The sequence below is a fragment of the Acidovorax sp. Leaf191 genome, from assembly GCF_001424425.1.
GTDB lineage: Bacteria > Pseudomonadota > Gammaproteobacteria > Burkholderiales > Burkholderiaceae_C > Acidovorax.
The window spans coordinates 125,923-141,399 of the sequence record NZ_LMPT01000020.1 but is presented as its reverse complement, the minus strand read 5'-3'; the positions used below and the strand labels follow the sequence as shown (position 1 = coordinate 141,399).

16 protein-coding genes are annotated in these 15,477 nt (G+C 68.9%); 4 read left to right on the top strand and 12 right to left on the bottom strand.

Annotated features, from left to right (window positions below):
• Positions 1–213: 213 nt before the first annotated feature.
• From ASG27_RS20795 to ASG27_RS20760, 8 genes are all read right to left on the bottom strand, one after another.
• Positions 214–663, bottom strand: a complete 450-nt coding sequence (locus tag ASG27_RS20795) for a YXWGXW repeat-containing protein (RefSeq protein ID WP_056420258.1) — start codon at positions 661–663, stop codon at positions 214–216.
• A 137-nt stretch (positions 664–800) separates the two neighbouring features.
• A complete protein-coding gene (locus ASG27_RS20790) occupies positions 801–1,235 on the bottom strand; it encodes a YXWGXW repeat-containing protein (protein ID WP_056420254.1) in 435 nt (144 codons plus the stop codon).
• 208 nt (positions 1,236–1,443) lie between these two features.
• The gene (locus ASG27_RS20785) at positions 1,444–1,827 is read right to left on the bottom strand and encodes a hypothetical protein (protein WP_056420251.1); all 384 of its coding nucleotides are present in this window, start codon (positions 1,825–1,827) and stop codon (positions 1,444–1,446) included.
• A complete protein-coding gene (locus ASG27_RS20780) occupies positions 1,824–2,270 on the bottom strand; it encodes a DUF6463 family protein (protein ID WP_235504096.1) in 447 nt (148 codons plus the stop codon). The genes ASG27_RS20785 and ASG27_RS20780 overlap by 4 nt, the downstream gene beginning before the upstream one ends.
• Entirely contained in the window at positions 2,251–3,615 is a 1,365-nt protein-coding gene (locus tag ASG27_RS20775; protein WP_056420249.1) for an ABC1 kinase family protein, read from the bottom strand. Before ASG27_RS20775 ends, ASG27_RS20780 begins: the two co-directional genes overlap by 20 nt.
• A gap of 1 nt (position 3,616) precedes the next feature.
• On the bottom strand, positions 3,617–4,189 hold the full coding sequence (locus ASG27_RS20770) for a DUF2867 domain-containing protein (RefSeq protein ID WP_056420246.1): 573 nt from the start codon (positions 4,187–4,189) through the stop codon (positions 3,617–3,619).
• Positions 4,186–5,106: a TetR/AcrR family transcriptional regulator gene (locus ASG27_RS20765; protein WP_056420243.1), complete on the bottom strand. Its 921-nt coding sequence runs from the start codon at positions 5,104–5,106 to the stop codon at positions 4,186–4,188. The genes ASG27_RS20770 and ASG27_RS20765 overlap by 4 nt, the downstream gene beginning before the upstream one ends.
• Before the next feature lie 412 nt (positions 5,107–5,518).
• A complete protein-coding gene (locus tag ASG27_RS20760) occupies positions 5,519–6,259 on the bottom strand; it encodes a helix-turn-helix domain-containing protein (RefSeq protein WP_056420242.1) in 741 nt (246 codons plus the stop codon).
• A 143-nt stretch (positions 6,260–6,402) separates the two neighbouring features.
• Here ASG27_RS20760 and ASG27_RS20755 point away from each other — a divergent pair, with 143 nt between their 5' ends.
• A complete protein-coding gene (locus ASG27_RS20755) occupies positions 6,403–7,353 on the top strand; it encodes a hypothetical protein (RefSeq protein WP_235504095.1) in 951 nt (316 codons plus the stop codon).
• Positions 7,350–9,317, top strand: coding sequence for an MFS transporter (locus ASG27_RS20750; protein WP_056420239.1), 1,968 nt, complete (start codon positions 7,350–7,352; stop codon positions 9,315–9,317). Before ASG27_RS20755 ends, ASG27_RS20750 begins: the two co-directional genes overlap by 4 nt.
• Positions 9,318–9,374: 57 nt before the next feature.
• Here ASG27_RS20750 and ASG27_RS20745 read toward each other — a convergent pair whose 3' ends face one another.
• Together ASG27_RS20745 and ASG27_RS20740 are read right to left on the bottom strand one after the other, a co-directional pair.
• Entirely contained in the window at positions 9,375–10,376 is a 1,002-nt protein-coding gene (locus ASG27_RS20745) for a Bug family tripartite tricarboxylate transporter substrate binding protein (protein ID WP_056420236.1), read from the bottom strand.
• A 289-nt stretch (positions 10,377–10,665) separates the two neighbouring features.
• Positions 10,666–11,682, bottom strand: coding sequence for a 1-aminocyclopropane-1-carboxylate deaminase (locus ASG27_RS20740; RefSeq protein WP_056172646.1), 1,017 nt, complete (start codon positions 11,680–11,682; stop codon positions 10,666–10,668).
• Between the two features lie 160 nt (positions 11,683–11,842).
• Between ASG27_RS20740 and ASG27_RS20735 the strand changes: the two genes are divergently transcribed.
• Positions 11,843–12,361, top strand: coding sequence for an Lrp/AsnC family transcriptional regulator (locus ASG27_RS20735; protein WP_056420232.1), 519 nt, complete (start codon positions 11,843–11,845; stop codon positions 12,359–12,361).
• Between the two features lie 143 nt (positions 12,362–12,504).
• On the opposite strand, the gene ASG27_RS20730 is transcribed toward ASG27_RS20735, so the two are convergent.
• Together ASG27_RS20730 and ASG27_RS20725 are read right to left on the bottom strand one after the other, a co-directional pair.
• A complete protein-coding gene (locus ASG27_RS20730; RefSeq protein WP_056420608.1) occupies positions 12,505–13,410 on the bottom strand; it encodes an EamA family transporter in 906 nt (301 codons plus the stop codon).
• Between the two features lie 143 nt (positions 13,411–13,553).
• The gene (locus ASG27_RS20725) at positions 13,554–14,753 is read right to left on the bottom strand and encodes a saccharopine dehydrogenase family protein (RefSeq protein ID WP_056420230.1); all 1,200 of its coding nucleotides are present in this window, start codon (positions 14,751–14,753) and stop codon (positions 13,554–13,556) included.
• A gap of 229 nt (positions 14,754–14,982) precedes the next feature.
• On the opposite strand from ASG27_RS20725, the gene ASG27_RS20720 reads away from it, so the two are divergent.
• Entirely contained in the window at positions 14,983–15,477 is a 495-nt protein-coding gene (locus tag ASG27_RS20720) for a YiaA/YiaB family inner membrane protein (RefSeq protein ID WP_056420228.1), read from the top strand.

The window sequence follows — 15,477 nt, the reverse complement described above, 5'->3', positions numbered from 1 at the left end:
AGAAATCCTTCAATGGGTGTGCAGCAGGGATGCGCTATTGTGGGAAATCCAACATGTGCGACGTCGTATATGCATATGGCCGCCCCGTGCAGGGCCGCGTTGCCGTGCCGTTGAAAACGCAACAGCGCGGCGTGCCAGGCACGCCGCGCTGCGGAGGCTGCGATCAGCCGGTCGGTGGATCAGCGGATCAGCGGATCAACGATCCGTCGTCCATCAATTGCGGCGCGGGTTGTCGGGCTGCTGGTCGCGGCGGTTGGAGACGCCGTCTCCATCACGGTCGCGATCATGGCGGTTGGAGACGCCGTCGCCGTCCCGGTCCCAGCCACCGCGCTGGAATTCCCAGCGGCCATCGCGTTCAGCCCAGTGCGGCTGGCGGTATTGGTGGCCGGCGCGGGCCTGGACCCAGTGGCCCCGCACCCATTGGTAGCGGTTGCCGCGCCACTCCCAGTGGCCTTCTTCCCAGACCTGGCCACGGCGAGGGCGTGGCACGGCTTCACGGCGTGGGGGCGGTGGCGCTGGGATGACCTGGTAGGTCTGCGTGGGCGTGTACCCGCGGTCTGTCTGCACGATGACGGTGCCCGGCTGCGCAGCCTGTGCAAAGGCAAGGGGCATCAGCGCTGCGAAGGCCAGCGATGCGGCGGTCAAGGTGTGGCGATGGTTCATTGTCTACTCCTGGTGGCTGGCGTGCCCGCTGCTGCACGGTGGCAGCTTGAAAACGGGGCACGCAGCATTCGGCATGAAGCCGGAGGCCGGGCCGGGGTGGCGCATGGCGCTAGCCCCGGGCCGGTTCGTGGTGCAGATCAGTTGCGGTACGGGTTGTCAGGGCGGCGGTCGTGGCGGTTCGGGACGCCGTCACCGTCGCGGTCCCAGCCGCCGCGGCGCATTTCCCAACGGCCGTCGCGCTCCACCCAGCGGGGTTCACGGTAGGCGTAGCCGGGGCGGGCCTTCACCCAGTAACCCTGCATCCACACGTGGCGGTTGCCACGCCATTCCCAGTGGCCGGGCACCCATGCCATGCCGCGGCGGGGGTGCGGTACGGCTTCGTGGCGGGGTGGTGGTGGGGGGCCGTACTGGACCAGGACGGGCGCGCCTTGGACCACGACGGGCGCACCTGAGTGGTACTGGTGCTGCCCCGATTGAATGACAACGGTGGCACTGTTTTGTGCTTGCGCCACCGTTGCGGCGCCCAGCGACAGCAGGGCGATGGAAACAGCGGCGAGTGCATGACGGGCCATGACGATCTCCTCAAAATGATTCTTTGCAGAACCGAGGACTCGATGGTGATCATCCTGCGTCAAGCCGGTGTAGGGGATTTGCGAAGTCTTGTGAAGTTGTGTTTCCTGCCCGGCTGTACGCCCCCGCAAATGTGAACTCCGTCACGGTTCACCCTGGGTGCAGTGCAGCAAACGGCCCCCTGCACCTGTCTTCACCTGTCTTGACCCCTCAGCGCCACCACACGAGCGCGGACACCGCCATCAACGGCACCCATGCCGGATGCCTGCCGCGCGTGGCGTAGAACACCAGCAATCCGCTGGCCAGCGTGGCCACGCCCGCCACATCGGCCACCCATGCGGCCAGTGCGGCATCGGTCCACGGCATGCTGCCCAGGCGCCAGAGCAGCGCGCTCAGGGCCAGGCCCAGCACGGTGGTCAGGTGCCAGGTGGCCCACAGGATCCGGACCTGCGGCTCGCGCAGCACCGGCCGGCCCGCGGTGGGCACCACGCCCTGCGTGCGCAGCCCGCGGAACACCAGGATTTCGCCCAGCACAGCGTGGGCCAGTGCCACCACGGCCAGCACCGCGGCGGCAAGCAGGAAGAGGGGGTTCATGGCGCGGCCTTTCCTGAATCTCGGCGGTCCGGCGTGAAAGCGGTGGGCCGCGCTGCGCACAGCGCCAACGCGGGCGGCAGCACCAGCCAGAAGCCCGACGGCGGCATCAGCACGATGCCCAGCACCGCCAGCGCCAGCAAGCCCACGCCCAGCGGGCGCTGCGTGGCGGCGGCGGCTGCGCCGCCATGGCGTTCCAGTTGCAGCACGACCCAGGCCAGCAGTGCGAACAGAAGGCCGAACAGCACGAACCACACCACGGCGCCGATCTGCGGGTCGTGGCGGACGCTGGCCAGCACGCCGCGCCGCACGATTTCGCGCAGGGGCTCGGTGAACACCACGAGCGCATAGCCCATGTGCAGGGCCGCCACGGCCAGCAGCCATGGGCCCTTCCAGCGGTCGCGCAGCGGGGTTGGCAGGGGGCGGTCAGCGGCGAGGTGTGTCATGGGCGTGGCGGGTGGTGAGGGCGTGGCGGTGAACCCAGGGGTTGGTGGTGCAAACCTGCGCGCCCAGGCGCGTGAGCAGGTGCATCAGCCCCATCCACAGGCGCTCGAACGACGGCATCTCGGGCGGCACGCCCGCCATGTGGCGGCCGAGCACGCGTTGCTGTTCGGCGTTGGGCAGGGGCGGCGGCTGCTTGTGGCGGAAGTCGAAGACCTCGGCAGTGAAGGGCTCCAGCTGCCAGTCCTGCATCCCTGCGAGCAGCGGCATGGTGGTGCTGAACTCCTGTGCACTCAGGCCACTGCCGACCAGCCCCAGCGACTGGTAGGCCTGCAGCGCCTGCAGGTCCCGCGCGGCGCTGGCAGGCTGCAGCAGCGCCGACCAGGCCTGCAGCACGCCGGCGCGAAATGCGGGTGACAGCGCGCGTGTGCAGCCGAAGTCCAGCACGCCCAGGTGGCAGTCGCCATCGCCCACCGGCAGGAAGAGAAAGTTGCCCGGGTGCGGGTCGGCGTGCACGCGGCCCAGCGCAAAGATGCAGTGCAGGTACCAGTCCCACAGCCGCTGCCCGGCCTGGTTGCGCTGCGCCTGCGTGGGGCCGGTGGCCAGCCAGGCATCGAGGTGCAGGCCGGGCAGATGCTGCTGCGTGAGCACCTGGGCGCGCGTGTGCGACGCGATGGGCCGCGCCATCGCCACGCCGGGCCACGCGGCGTGCTCGGCGAACCAGGCCAGCTCTTCGGCCTCCTGGAGGTAGTCGACCTCGCGCAGCAGCGTGGCCTCGATCTCGTCCATCACGCTGTCCACGATGGGCGCAGCGGGCAGGGGCATGTCGGTGTGCGCCAGTGCCCTGAGCGCGGTGCGCATCAGCTGCATGTCGCTGGCAATGGTGGCGGCGATGCCCGGGTACTGCACCTTCACCGCCACCGCCCCGTGGCCCGCCAGCTGGGCGTGGTGCACCTGGCCCAGGCTGGCCGCGGCAAACGCCGTGGGCTCGAATTGGTCGAACAGCGCCTCGGGCTCCTGCCCGAACGCCTGGCGGAACACGCGGCCCACCAGCGCGCGGTTCAGCGGCAGCGCCTGGTGCTGGCCGCGCGCCAGCTCGCGGCGCACGCCGTCGGGCAGCAGGCCCGGGTGCATGCTCAGCATCTGCGACACCTTGAGGGCGGTGCCGCGCAGCTGGCCCAGCGCGCCGAAGAGGATGCGGCCCAGCGCGGCCTCGTGGTCGGCCTGCACCTGCTCGGACGGCGTGCGCACGCTGTGCCCGATGCGCGCCAGGCCGATGCGCGCCGCCGCCACGCTGGTGATGGCGCCGCGCGCCAGGCGGCTGGTGCGGGGCGGGGTGTTGCGGGCCATGTCAGTGCCCGGTGTGTGTGGGTACGGCCGCCACGCGACGCAGCATGCTCCGCACGATGGCGCAGTGGAACGGCGTGATGACCGCCATGTAGGCATGGCCCAGCGTGTTGTGGATGTGCACCACGGTGCTGAGCACCAGCATGGGCTGCCCGGCCACGAGCCGCTTGCACAGCGACACCTGCACATCGAGGTGCTTGTCGTCCTGGCCCATCACCACCTCGCGCTCGCCCAGGTGGCGCAGGATGAAGATGCCCACGCGGTCGCCCTGGCGGTAGCTGGCGGCGTTGTGGGGATCGGCGTGCGGGTCGCTGCGCTGGTTGTGCACATCGTGCAGCTGGCCCACGTCTTTGAGGCCGACCAGCCGCACCAGCCGGTTGCGCAGCGCCATGAGCGCGCGCGTCCAGTGGGGCGTGCGCGCCACCACATCGAGCCAGGCCTGCAGTGCGCTGGCGTCGGGGTGCGGGTCGGCGGTCTGGTACGCGTCGGCGTATTGCGCACCGGGCAGGGTGGTGTGGATCACGGTGCCCTCGGGCAGGGGCACCGCGTGCACGGTTCGCAGGATGGCGGCGCTCATGGCGCGGCCTTGCGGGTGCGGCGGACTGGGGCGGCGGCGGTTGCTGGGGCAGCATCTGCCGGGGTGGCTGCCGCGGATGACGGGCCACCGGCCTTTGTGCGCGCCTTGCGGGGCTTCGGCCCGGCAGCCGCCCCGGGTGGGGGCGGCGCTGCAGGGGCCGTGGCAGGTGCGCGGCGCACGGGCACGGTCCCCATGTCGTCGAGTGTCTGCTGCGCGGCGCGCAGCACGCCCACCAGCCCGCTGCCGCGCTGCATGAAGCGCGCCATCTGGCTGCGCAGCACGAAGCCGCCCAGCTGCAGCGCGCGGCTGACCAGGCCCGTGCGCAGCGTGAGCACCAGCACGCCCAGCGACAGGTCCACCAGCTGCGTGGTGTCGGCAAAGCCGTCGGACTCGTCGGCCAGCCAGTAGGCCACCACACCGCCCAGGTAGTCGGTGTACAACCCGCCCGCCAGGCCCTTGAAGTCGCAGGGCTCGATCTCGCCGCTGGCCTCCGCGGCCTCGAGGAAGCTCGCCACCGCATCGCGCAGCGCGGCACGGGCCGGCAGGGGCTCGGCCATCAGCGCCAGCGGCGAGCGCCGGGCCACCTTGTGCATCTCGGCCACGAACTCGCGGTCGGCCAGCAGGCGCTCCAGCACCGCGTCCGTCAGGCGCTGCAGCTTTTCCTGCAGGCTGTAGCTCGCGAACCCGGGCGCTTGCAGCGTGTCGGCCAGCGACGCATGCACCACCTCGTCCAGGTACCCCAGCACGATGCGGTCCTTGGTGGGGAAGTACTTGTAGATCGTGGCGTCGCCAATGCCGGCAGCGCGGGCGATGTCCTTCATCGTCGTGCCGTCGAACCCCTGGCGGGTCATCAGGTCCACCGCGCTGGCCACGATCTGGCGGCGCGTGGCGTCTTGCTGCTGGCGGGTGGTTTTCATTTGCTATCTTTAAATTTGTCAAATTGACGATTTAAAGAATAGTGGATTCACATTAAAGAGTCAACAGCGCCAGAAATGGGCATCCAGTGCTGTCAGAACCAGCGTTTTGAGCATCGTTTTGCCCTCTACCGCCGACTGGTAAAGCGCAAGAAGCTATTAAAAATATAGCAAACGTAGTGTCTGACCCGTGCTCCCCGCCGTGCGACGCTCACTACCCCCAGAAACCGGTGCGCCCCCACGCCAATCCACCCGTGGAACCGGCTTTGCCGGGCCACCGGGTGCGTCCCCCCTCGGGGCAAGCGGCGCAGCCGCTCAGGGGGACTACCAATCCTTCCCGTGGAACCGGCTTCGCCGGGCCACCGGGTGCGTCCCCCTTTGGGGAAAGACGCGCAGCGGCTCAGGGGGCAACCCTTCACGGGGGCAGCCGCCTCATGCTCGTGAACGCCTCGAACTCCCAGCTGCGCATCGCCAGCAGCAGCGTGTAGCCCTCCAGCTCGCGCGGCGGCAGCTTCTGGTCGGCCAGGTGCTGCTGCGCAAAGTCCTGCGCCACGCGCTGCATGCGCTCCATGAACGCGGGCGCCAGGCCCCGGCTGATGGTGCCGTGCACCAGCAGCACGCCTTCGCCCGAGCCGTCGAAGCCGCCCGCGAAGTAGTCGAGCAGCGCGTGCTCGCGAAAGTAGTTCATCACCGGGCCGTGGGGCCGCCAGCGGAAGGTCTTGGCGAGCTTGAGGCGGTAGCGGTTCAGCGGCCGCAGCTCGATGATGCCGATGCGGTCGAGCTGCGCCAGGTACTTGATGCCATCGGCTTCCGACAGGCGGTAGGTGGTGGTCACCTGCTCCAGCGTCCACTGGCTGAGCACGCAGATCGCCATCAGCAGCAGCTTCTTGTCGGCCACCACGGCGCGCTCCTGCTCCTGCGTCAGTTCCTTGAGCAGGGGCTGGCTCTCGGCCACGCGGCGCGCCAGGTCGGCAAAGTCCAGCGCCAGCGCGCGGCAGATGGCGTCGATGCGCGACAGGGGCATGTCGCCCTTGGCCAGCATGCGCTTGACGCTGGATTCGGCCATGCCCAGGGCCACGGCCAGGTCGGCGTAGGTCATCTGGGCGCTCTTGAGTTCTTTCTTCAGGGCGGTGACGAGGTCGGCAGTGGTGCTCATGGGTGGGGTCCTCCGGGGTATCGATTATCAATACCCGCGGTGGTCGAAGTGGCGCCTTGCGCGACTTTGGGGTGGGTAACGAGGGCCGGGCTCCCGACACTGCGCTCCATCTCGTTCATCCAACCCCTGAAAGACGGTCCCGCATGTCCCCCTCCTACCTGTCATCCCCCGCGCGCAGGCCCGGCCTGTCGCGCACCGAAGCGGCCCTGCTAGGGCTTGCCATGCTGCTGGCGGCGCTGGCGCTGTTCGGCCCGGTGCTGCCCGCCAGCGTGCACCAGCACGACTTTGCCGACCAGCGCCTGCTGTGGGGCATCCCTTGCGCGCTCGATGTGCTGAGCAACCTGCCGTTCGCCGCCGCCGGCGTGTGGGGCCTGTGGTGGCTGCGCGGTGTGGAGCGGCGCGCCATCGACGGCGCCTCCCGCGCTGGTGCGCACCTGTTCTTCGCCGGCCTGGGGTTCACCGCCATCGGCTCCACGCTGTACCACCTGTGGCCCAACGATGCGGGCCTGCTGTGGGACCGGCTGGGCATGGTGCTGCCGTTCGCGGGGCTGCTGGGCCTGGCCGCTGCGGGCCGGGTGAGCGGCCGCGCTGGCTGGGCCGCGATGGGCGCCGTGCTGCTGGCGGGGCCCGCGGCGGTGCTGTGGTGGGCGCACACCGCCAACCTGCTGCCCTGGGCCGTGGTGCAGTTGGGCGGCATGCTGGTCGTGCTGGTGCTGGCCGTGCTGCCCCGGCGCGCGGGCACGCTGCCGGTGCACCTGGGGGCCGTGATCGCGATGTACGGGCTGGCCAAGCTCTTCGAAGCGGCAGACCACGCGGTGTTCGACGCCACGGCGCAGTGGGTGTCGGGCCACAGCCTCAAGCACGTGCTGGCGGCAGGCGCCGCGTGGCCGGTGCTGATGGCGGTGGAGGCTTTGCGCCACAAAGCAACGCCCGACACCATGTTCATCATCCGCACCGGGCAGAATGGCGCCCACACCGTGGGTGTCGCGCGCATTGTGCGCGCCGGTCCCTACCAGAACACGGCCACTGCCCCTGTCGCCGCGACAGGCGCAGCGGCCACCGCCGATCCATCGGCTACGAGGAGAAACGCATGACCCCCGCCGAGACCACCGCATCGAGCGTGCCCGCCGCGCAGGCCCCAGGCCACGCCGCCCACGGGCAACATGGTCATGAGGACCCGAACCAGTTCGCGCTGCTGCGCCAGCGGCGTTTCGCCCCGTTCTTCTGGACGCAGTTCTCCGGCGCGGCCAACGACAACCTCTTCAAGTTCGCCTTCACCGTGATGGTGACCTACCAGCTCAGCGTGGGCTGGCTGCCGCCGGCGATGGCGGGGCTGGTGATCGGCGCGTTGTTCATCCTGCCGTTCCTGCTGTTCTCGGCCACGTCGGGCCAGCTGACCGACAAGTACGACAAGACGAAGATGATCCGCTTCGTGAAGAACCTGGAGATCGCCATCATGCTCGTGGCGGCCGCCGGGTTCGTCGCGGGCAACGTGCCCATCCTGCTGCTGTGCACCTTCCTGATGGGCGTGCACTCCACGCTGTTCGGGCCGGTCAAGTTCGCCTACATGCCCCAGGTGCTGAGCGAGCGCGAGCTCACCGGCGGCAACGGCATGGTCGAAATGGGCACCTTCGTGGCCATCTTGCTGGGCAACGTGGCGGGCGGCCTGCTGGTGGCGCTGCCCGGCATCGGCCACACCACGGTGGCCATCGCCTGTGTGGCGCTGGCGCTGGTGGGGCGGGTGGTGGCGCAGTTCATCCCGTCGGTGCCGGCCACCGACCCGGGCCTCACCATCAACTGGAACCCTTTCACCGAAACCTGGCGCAACCTGCAGCTGGCGCGGCAGAACGTCGTGGTGTTCCGCTCGCTCTTGGGCATCAGCTGGATGTGGTTCTTCGGTGCGGTGTTCCTGAGCCAATTTCCGAGCCTGGCCAAGGAGGTGCTGCACGGCAACGAGCAGGTGGCATCGCTGCTCTTGGTGGTGTTCTCCATCGGCATCGGCATCGGCTCGCTGCTGTGCGAGGTGCTCTCGCGCCGCCATGTCGAGATCGGCCTGGTGCCGCTCGGGGCCATCGGCATGAGCGTGTTCTCCATCGACCTGTACTTCGCGTCGCGCAGCCTGCCTGCGTCCGAGATCATGGGCCTGGCCACCTTCCTGTCGCAAAGCCAGCACTGGCGCGTGATGATCGACCTGGCGCTGCTGAGCCTGTTCGCCGGCCTGTACAGCGTGCCCATGTACGCGCTGATCCAGATGCGCAGCCAGCCCACGCACCGCGCGCGCATCATCGCGGCCAACAACATCCTGAATGCGCTGTTCATGATCGGCAGCTCGCTGATCGCCGGGGCCCTGCTGGGCGCGGGCTTCACGGTGCCGCAGATCTTCCTCTTCACCGGCCTGGCCAACGCGGTGGTGGCGTTCTACATCTTCATGCTGGTGCCCGAGTACCTGCTGCGCTTCGTGGCCTGGGTCTCGTCGCGCTTCGTGTACCGCTTCAAGGTGCAGGGCGACCAGCACCTGCCCACCACCGGCGCGGCCATCCTGGCGTGCAACCACGTAAGCTTCATCGACGCGGTGCTGCTCATGGCCGCCAGCCCGCGCCCCATCTATTTCGTGATGGACCACCGCATCTTCCGCGTGCCGGTGCTGGGCTGGCTGTTCCGCCTGGCCAAGGCGATCCCGATCGCGCCGTACAAGGAAGACCCCGCGACCTACGACGCGGCCTTCGAGCGCGCGGCCCAGGTGCTGCGCGAGGGCGACTTGCTGGCCATCTTCCCCGAAGGCGGCATCACCAAGGACGGCCAGCTGCAGGAGTTCAAGGGCGGCATCATGAAGATCATCGAACGTGCGCGCGAAGAAGGCGTCGAGGCGCCCGTGATCCCCATGGCGCTGATCAACCTGTGGGGCTCGTACTTCAGCCGCATCGAAAAAGGCGGCGCCATGGTGCGGCCGTTCCGCCGCGGGTTCTACAGCCGCGTGGGCTTGAATGTCGGCGCGCCGATTGCTGCGCGCGACGTGCAGCCGGCCACGCTGCGCGAGCAGGTGGCGCGCCTGCTCTGAGCCTGGTTTGCTGTCAACGGCCCGCGCCCACGGTGGGTACGCGCGCCGCGGTCCCGCTCACTCCGCCTTGATGTTCGCGCGCTGAGCAATCGCCCGCATGCGCGGCAGCTCGTCCTCGATCTGCGCCTGCACCGCGTCGCCGCTGGCATAGGCCTGCTCCAGCCCGCTGGCGATGAGCTTGCTGCGGATCTCGGCATCGGCCATGGTCTCGGCCAGCGCCTTGCCCAGCTTGGCCTTGGCATCGGCAGGCAGGCCGCGCGGCGCCACCACCGCCAGCCACGAATCCGCAGCAAAGCCCGCAAAGCCGCTTTCGGCCACCGTGGGCACATCGGGCAGCTGCGTGGCCCGCGTGGCGCCCGTGACCACGATGGGCTTGATCTTGCCGCCCTTGAGCTGCGGCAATGCGGCGGCCACCGTGTCGATGGTGAACGGGATCTGCCCGCCGATCAAATCGCTCATGGCGGGCGCGCTGCCGCGGTAGGGCACGTGCATCAGCTTCACGCCGGTGGCCGACCACATCAGCTCGGCTGCGAAATGGCCGGTGGTGCCGCTGCCGAACGAGCCGTACGAGAACTTGTCCGGCGCGCGGTTCACCGCGGCGACCAGCTGCTTCAGGTTGATCACCGGTACATCGCGGTGGGCCAGCAGGATGAGCGGCACGCGCGCCACCATGCCGATGGGCTCGAAGCTCTTGACCGGGTCGTAGGGCAGCTTGTTGTTGAGGGCGGGGTTGACGGTGAAGGTGGAGCCCGAGCTGATCAGCAGCGTGTAGCCGTCCGCCGGGGCATTGGCCACGAACGATGCGCCCACGATGGTGCCCGCGCCCGCCTTGTTCTCGATCACCACCGCCTGGCCCAGGCGTTCGCCCAGCTTCTTGCTGATGAGCCGGCCCACGATGTCCACCGCGCCGCCGGGCGGGAAGGGCACGATGAGCTGGACGGGTTTGGCGGGGTAGCCGTCGGCGCGGGCCAGCGGCGATAGACCCAGGCCTGCGGTGGCTGCGATCGCAGCAAGGGACAGGGCGACGCCAGTGCGTCGCGTCAGAGGCAAGCGGTTCATTCGGCGATCCTTCGGATGAGGGCTGGTTGTGTTCAGCCGTTGCTACCTGCGGACAGGGTCCAGGATGCGCCAGTCTTCGTTTCGCTCTGGCGGCCCGCCAGGGCCTGTCGCTACCACGGAAGTTCGGTCAGCCGCCATGGACCCGGGAAGGCCCGATGCCATGGCGGCGGGACCCGGCGGCGTGCACGGGTCTGAGGAAACGCAAAGGAAAAAAGGCGGAGGTGCTCAGATCACGGAGAGCCCGGCCAGCCGGCACAGGCGCTGCTGGTCGGTCTCCTCGCGCGGCGCGTCAGCCGTTGCGAAAAAGAAAGCTGTAGGCGTTGAGCGCCGGCACCCCTCCCAGGTGCGCGTACAGAACGCGAGAGCCTTCGGGGAATTCGCCCTTGCGCACCATGTCGATCATGCCGTGCATGGACTTGCCTTCGTACACCGGGTCGGTGAGCATGCCTTCCTGGCGAGCGCACAGGCGGATGGCTTCGAGCGTGCCCTCGTTGGGCAGGCCGTATTCCGGGCCGCCGTAGCGCGTGTCCAGCACCACGTCCTCGGCTGTGATCTCCTGGCCCAGCTCCACCAGCTTGGCCGTGTTCTGCGCGATGCGCAGCACCTGGGCATGGGTCTTTTCGGGCTTGGCCGATGCGTCGATGCCGATCACCTTGCGCGCCCGGCCGTCGGCCGCAAAGCCCACCACCATGCCGGCCTGCGTGCTGCCCGTGACCGAGCACACGACGATGTAGTCGAACTGGAAGCCCAGCTCTTTTTCCTGCTGGCGCACTTCTTCGGCAAAGCCCACGAAGCCCAGGCCGCCGTACGGGTGCTCGGAGCAGCCGGCCGGGATGGGGAAGGGCTTGCCGCCGGCCTTCTTCACGTCTTCCATGGCCTGCTCCCAGCTGGGGCGGATGCCGATGTCGAAGCCCGCGGCATCCAGGCGCACGTCGGCGCCCATGATGCGGCTCATCTCGATGTTGCCCACGCGGTCGTACACCGCGTCGGAGTAGTTGACCCAGTTCTCCTGCACCAGCACGCACTTCATGCCCAGGTGCGCGGCCACGGCGGCCACCTGGCGCGTCTGGTTGGACTGGATGCCGCCGATGGAGACCAGCGTGTCGTAGCCGCCCGCAATCGCCTCGGGGATGAGGTATTCGAGCTTGCGCGTCTTGTTGCCGCCGAAGGCCAGGCCCGAGTTGCAGTCCTCGCGCTTGGCATACAGGTGCACCTTGCCGCCCAGGTGGGCCGACAGGCGCGGCAGCGCGGTGATGGGCGAGGGCCCGAAGGTGAGCGGATGGCGGGCGAATTTCTGCAGGTTCATGGCGGTTTCCTCAAGCGGTGATGGGGCGCAGACCGGGGCGTCTGCCGTGCATCCATCGTAGGAAAACACGCACCTAACGGGGTTGTGAACTCTGCGTGAAATTTGGCGTTTCGATGCTGGTCAATGAATAATGGATGATGGAAATTTTGGTGATGAGCAAATGAGCGCAACAAAAGTTCGTGCAAAGAATGTGGATGCCACGGAGGAAACGCTGGAGGCCCTGGACCGCACCGACAAGGCCATCCTGCGGCTGCTGCAGCGCGACGCATCGCTGTCGAACGTGGCGCTGGCCGCCAAGGTGCACCTGAGCCCGCCCGCCTGCCTGCGCCGTGTGGAGCGGCTCAAGCGCCTGGGGCTCATCGACAAGGTCGTGGCGCTGCTCAGCCCGCGCGCGGTGGGCGCGGGCATGCTGGTGATGATCGGCGTGGTGCTGGACCGCTCCACGCCCGACTCGTTCGCGGCGTTCGAGAAGGCCGCGGCCAAGGTGTCCGGCTGCATGGAATGCCATGTGGTCACCGGCGAGTTCGACTACTTCATGCTGGTGCGCACGCGCGACAACGACAGCTTCAACCGCCTGCACGCCGAGCAGTTGCTGTACCTGCCGGGCGTGCGCCAGGTGCGCTCGTTCATGGTGCTGCGCAATGTGCTGTCGACGACGGAGTTACCGCTGGCGGTGTGATTCGCCAACTCGCGCTGCCAGAGTGCTCCCCCCAAAAAGCAATACCGTTCGGGCTGAGCCTGTCGAAACCTAGCGCGGCGCTTCGACAGGCTCAGCGTGAACGGGTAGTGGTGTTCTGGGATTTTTGCGGCAATCGGAAGGCCTCAGCGCGCTGACTCCCGCGCACGCCCCGTCAGCCGGTCCCACACCGCCCCACCGAACACATTCACCGCCAGCCCGGCCATCAGCAGCCCCGCGCCCGCAAAGTGCACGGGTTGCAGCGCCTCGCCAAACACCAGCCAGCCCGTGGTCAGCCCCACCACCGGCACCAGCAGCGTGAAGGGTGCCACGCGGTTCACGGGGTAGCGCGACATGAGGTACGTCCACAGCCCGAAGCCCAGCAGCGTGGAGATCCACGCGATGTACGCCACTGCGGCCATCGACTTCCAAGACAGGTGCTGCACGGCCGCCAGCACCGCGCCGGGCCCGTCGATCCACAGCGACAGCGCCACGAAGGGCAGGGGCGCCACCAGGCTGGACCACACGATGAAGGCGAACTGGTTCATCGGCCCATGCCGGCCCACGGCGCGCGTCACGATATTGCCGCAGCCCCACATCGCCGCCGCCGCCACGGTGAGCGCAAACCCCGCCAGTGGCATGGACGCGCCGTGCGCGCTGCCGATCAGCACCAGCCCCACGGCCGCCAGCGCCAGGCCCGCCACCTGGTTGCCGTGCCACGGCTCGCGCAGCCACCATGCGGCCAGCAGCAGGGTGAAGAACGACTGCGCCTGCAGCACCAGCGACGCCAGGCCTGAGGGCATGCCGATGTGGATGGCGGTGAACAGCAGCGCGAACTGGGCCACGGCCATCGTCATGCCGTACAGCAGGTACAGGCGCAGCGGCACCTTGGGCGGCCGCACGAACAGCAACGCCGGGAAGGCCGCCAGCAGGTAGCGCAATGCGCCCAGCAGCATGGGCGGGATGTCGGCCACGCCCACCTTGATGACGGCGAAGTTGAGGCCCCAGACCACGATGACGAGCAGTGCGAGGCAGAGGTCGCGGGGGCGCAGGGTGGAGGTGTTCATGGTGGCGAAGCAGCGGCAGCAGGACTGGCCGGAATTGTCGGCCAGCCGCAGGGCGCGCGCCGGGCGTGGCGGGCCGGGCTTCGGTCAGAAACGGACAGCCGGTGCCACTGCGCCGGCGGCGCAATCCATCAGCCGGCTTCGACCTCGAAGCTCAGCCCCGCGTTCGCCTGCAGCCGCTTCATCAGCGCATCGCCCATGGCCGGGGCTGTGGTCCAGATGCCGCCGGGGGTGCCTGTGGCGTCCTGCAGCAGGCACACGGCGGCCTCGGCGATCATCTTGGAGGTGGAGCCGTAGCCCGGGTCGCGGTCGCCCTTCACGCCCACGCGCAGGGTGTTGCCTGCCGCGTCGGTGCCGAGGAACAGCACGTCGTAGAAGCCCGCATCGCGCTCTTCGCGCGAGGGGCCTTCGCCGGGCTTGGGGCCCTTGTCGGAGCCGAGCGACTTGTCGCTCGCCACGGCGTTGGCGATGGCTTCGCCCTGCTCGCCGGTGCCGGTGATCAGCATCTCGTCGTAGACAAAGTCGGCGCCATAGGCGTGCTGCAGCAGGAAGTTGGAGCGGTGCACGTTGCGCGTGTTGATCGCGGCCATCACGAAGGGGGCGACCCACACCCCCTCACCGCCCGGGCCTGCCAGGGCCTCGTCCACCATGGGCTTGTGGCCGGTGGGCTGGCGCGGGCCTTCGAAGCCGGGCGTGAGCGAGAACGGGTTCTTGAGCAGGTCCAGCACGGCGGGGTTGCCGGCGGCGGCGGCCATGGTCGCCTTCAGGCTGGCGGCGGTGCCGCCCGAGAACGTGCCCTTCATCTTGCGCACCCGGCCGCGCACGCGCGGTGCGGGGTGGCCGAAGCGCTGGCCGAATTCCTTTTGCAGCAGGAACACGCCCAGGTCGAACGGGATGGAGTCGAACCCGCACGAGAACACGATGCGCGCGCCGCTGGCTTGGGCGGCGGCTTCGTGCGCGTCGATCATCTGGCGCATCCAGGCGGGCTCGCCACACAGGTCCACATAGTCCACGCCGGCCGCGGCGCAGGCGGCCACGAGTTCGTTGCCGTACAGCTGGTAGGGGCCCACGGTGGTCAGCACCAGGCGGGTCTGGGCCATCAGGGCCTGCAGGCTGGCGGGGTCGGTGCTGTCGGTCACGATCAGCGGGGTGTCCGCAGGGGCGCCGACTTCGTCGCGCACGGCGGCCAGCTTGTCGGCGCTGCGCCCGCCCATGGCCCAGCGCAGGCCGCTGCCGGCGGGGTAGCGCTGCAGCAGGTATTCGACGACGAGGCGGCCGGTGAAGCCGGTGGCGCCGTGGACGACGATGTCAAAGGGTTTGGCGGTGGTCATGGGGCGGTCTCCGTGCGGGCGTTGCAGCAGTCAAAGGCTGCGATTGTCAAAGACAAGCCGGTGCAATCCTGTCGCCCAGGTGCCCCGGTCCATGCGATGAAAGTATCGCCATTCGATACCGACGAGCCGGGCAGCCGCCACTGGCGCAACCCGTTGGCGGCGGTGGCGGGCCGGCGCGGCACTATCCGCTGCGTGTTCAACCACGGCCCTTTCAGGCCACCCCACTTGTATGTCGTCTTCTTCCACCCTCATCCAGCGTGACACCCGTGCATGGCAGCTCCAGGTGTGGGTCTCGTTCGGCATCGCCGTGTTCCTGTGCGCCGTGGGGCTGGCCTGGCTGCCGGGCGAGCAGCTGGAGCAGGCGTTCATGGTGATGGGCTATGTGTTCTGCCTCTCGGCCGCGTTCGTGCTGGCCAAGTTCGTGCGGGACAACGAGAGCGCCGCGCGGCGCGGCGCGGGCGACACACCGATGTGGAAGCTGGTGGTCTGGGGCGGCTTCGTGGTGGCCATGGGCCTCACCGGATGGGGCCTGTTCGGCATGGAGATCAACGTGACCTACAAGGCCTTTCTGGGCGTGAGCTGGCTGTACCTGATCACCACCGCGTTCACGCTGGCCAAGATGCTGCGCGACCGCCACGAGGCGGACCTGCTCGAAGCGCGCCTGCAAGGCCGCCGCGAAGCGGCCGCAGCACATCCTGCTACGTCTGGTAACAACGCCAGCTGA

Coding starts and splice junctions, on each gene's coding strand:
- ASG27_RS20795 (WP_056420258.1), bottom strand. CDS start 663: ATGAACCATCGCCACACCTTGACCGCCGCATCGCTGGCCTTCGCAGCG.
- ASG27_RS20790 (WP_056420254.1), bottom strand. CDS start 1,235: ATGGCCCGTCATGCACTCGCCGCTGTTTCCATCGCCCTGCTGTCGCTG.
- ASG27_RS20785 (WP_056420251.1), bottom strand. CDS start 1,827: ATGAACCCCCTCTTCCTGCTTGCCGCCGCGGTGCTGGCCGTGGTGGCA.
- ASG27_RS20780 (WP_235504096.1), bottom strand. CDS start 2,270: ATGACACACCTCGCCGCTGACCGCCCCCTGCCAACCCCGCTGCGCGAC.
- ASG27_RS20775 (WP_056420249.1), bottom strand. CDS start 3,615: ATGGCCCGCAACACCCCGCCCCGCACCAGCCGCCTGGCGCGCGGCGCC.
- ASG27_RS20770 (WP_056420246.1), bottom strand. CDS start 4,189: ATGAGCGCCGCCATCCTGCGAACCGTGCACGCGGTGCCCCTGCCCGAG.
- ASG27_RS20765 (WP_056420243.1), bottom strand. CDS start 5,106: ATGAAAACCACCCGCCAGCAGCAAGACGCCACGCGCCGCCAGATCGTG.
- ASG27_RS20760 (WP_056420242.1), bottom strand. CDS start 6,259: ATGAGCACCACTGCCGACCTCGTCACCGCCCTGAAGAAAGAACTCAAG.
- ASG27_RS20755 (WP_235504095.1), top strand. CDS start 6,403: ATGTCCCCCTCCTACCTGTCATCCCCCGCGCGCAGGCCCGGCCTGTCG.
- ASG27_RS20750 (WP_056420239.1), top strand. CDS start 7,350: ATGACCCCCGCCGAGACCACCGCATCGAGCGTGCCCGCCGCGCAGGCC.
- ASG27_RS20745 (WP_056420236.1), bottom strand. CDS start 10,376: ATGAACCGCTTGCCTCTGACGCGACGCACTGGCGTCGCCCTGTCCCTT.
- ASG27_RS20740 (WP_056172646.1), bottom strand. CDS start 11,682: ATGAACCTGCAGAAATTCGCCCGCCATCCGCTCACCTTCGGGCCCTCG.
- ASG27_RS20735 (WP_056420232.1), top strand. CDS start 11,843: ATGAGCGCAACAAAAGTTCGTGCAAAGAATGTGGATGCCACGGAGGAA.
- ASG27_RS20725 (WP_056420230.1), bottom strand. CDS start 14,753: ATGACCACCGCCAAACCCTTTGACATCGTCGTCCACGGCGCCACCGGC.
- ASG27_RS20720 (WP_056420228.1), top strand. CDS start 14,983: ATGTCGTCTTCTTCCACCCTCATCCAGCGTGACACCCGTGCATGGCAG.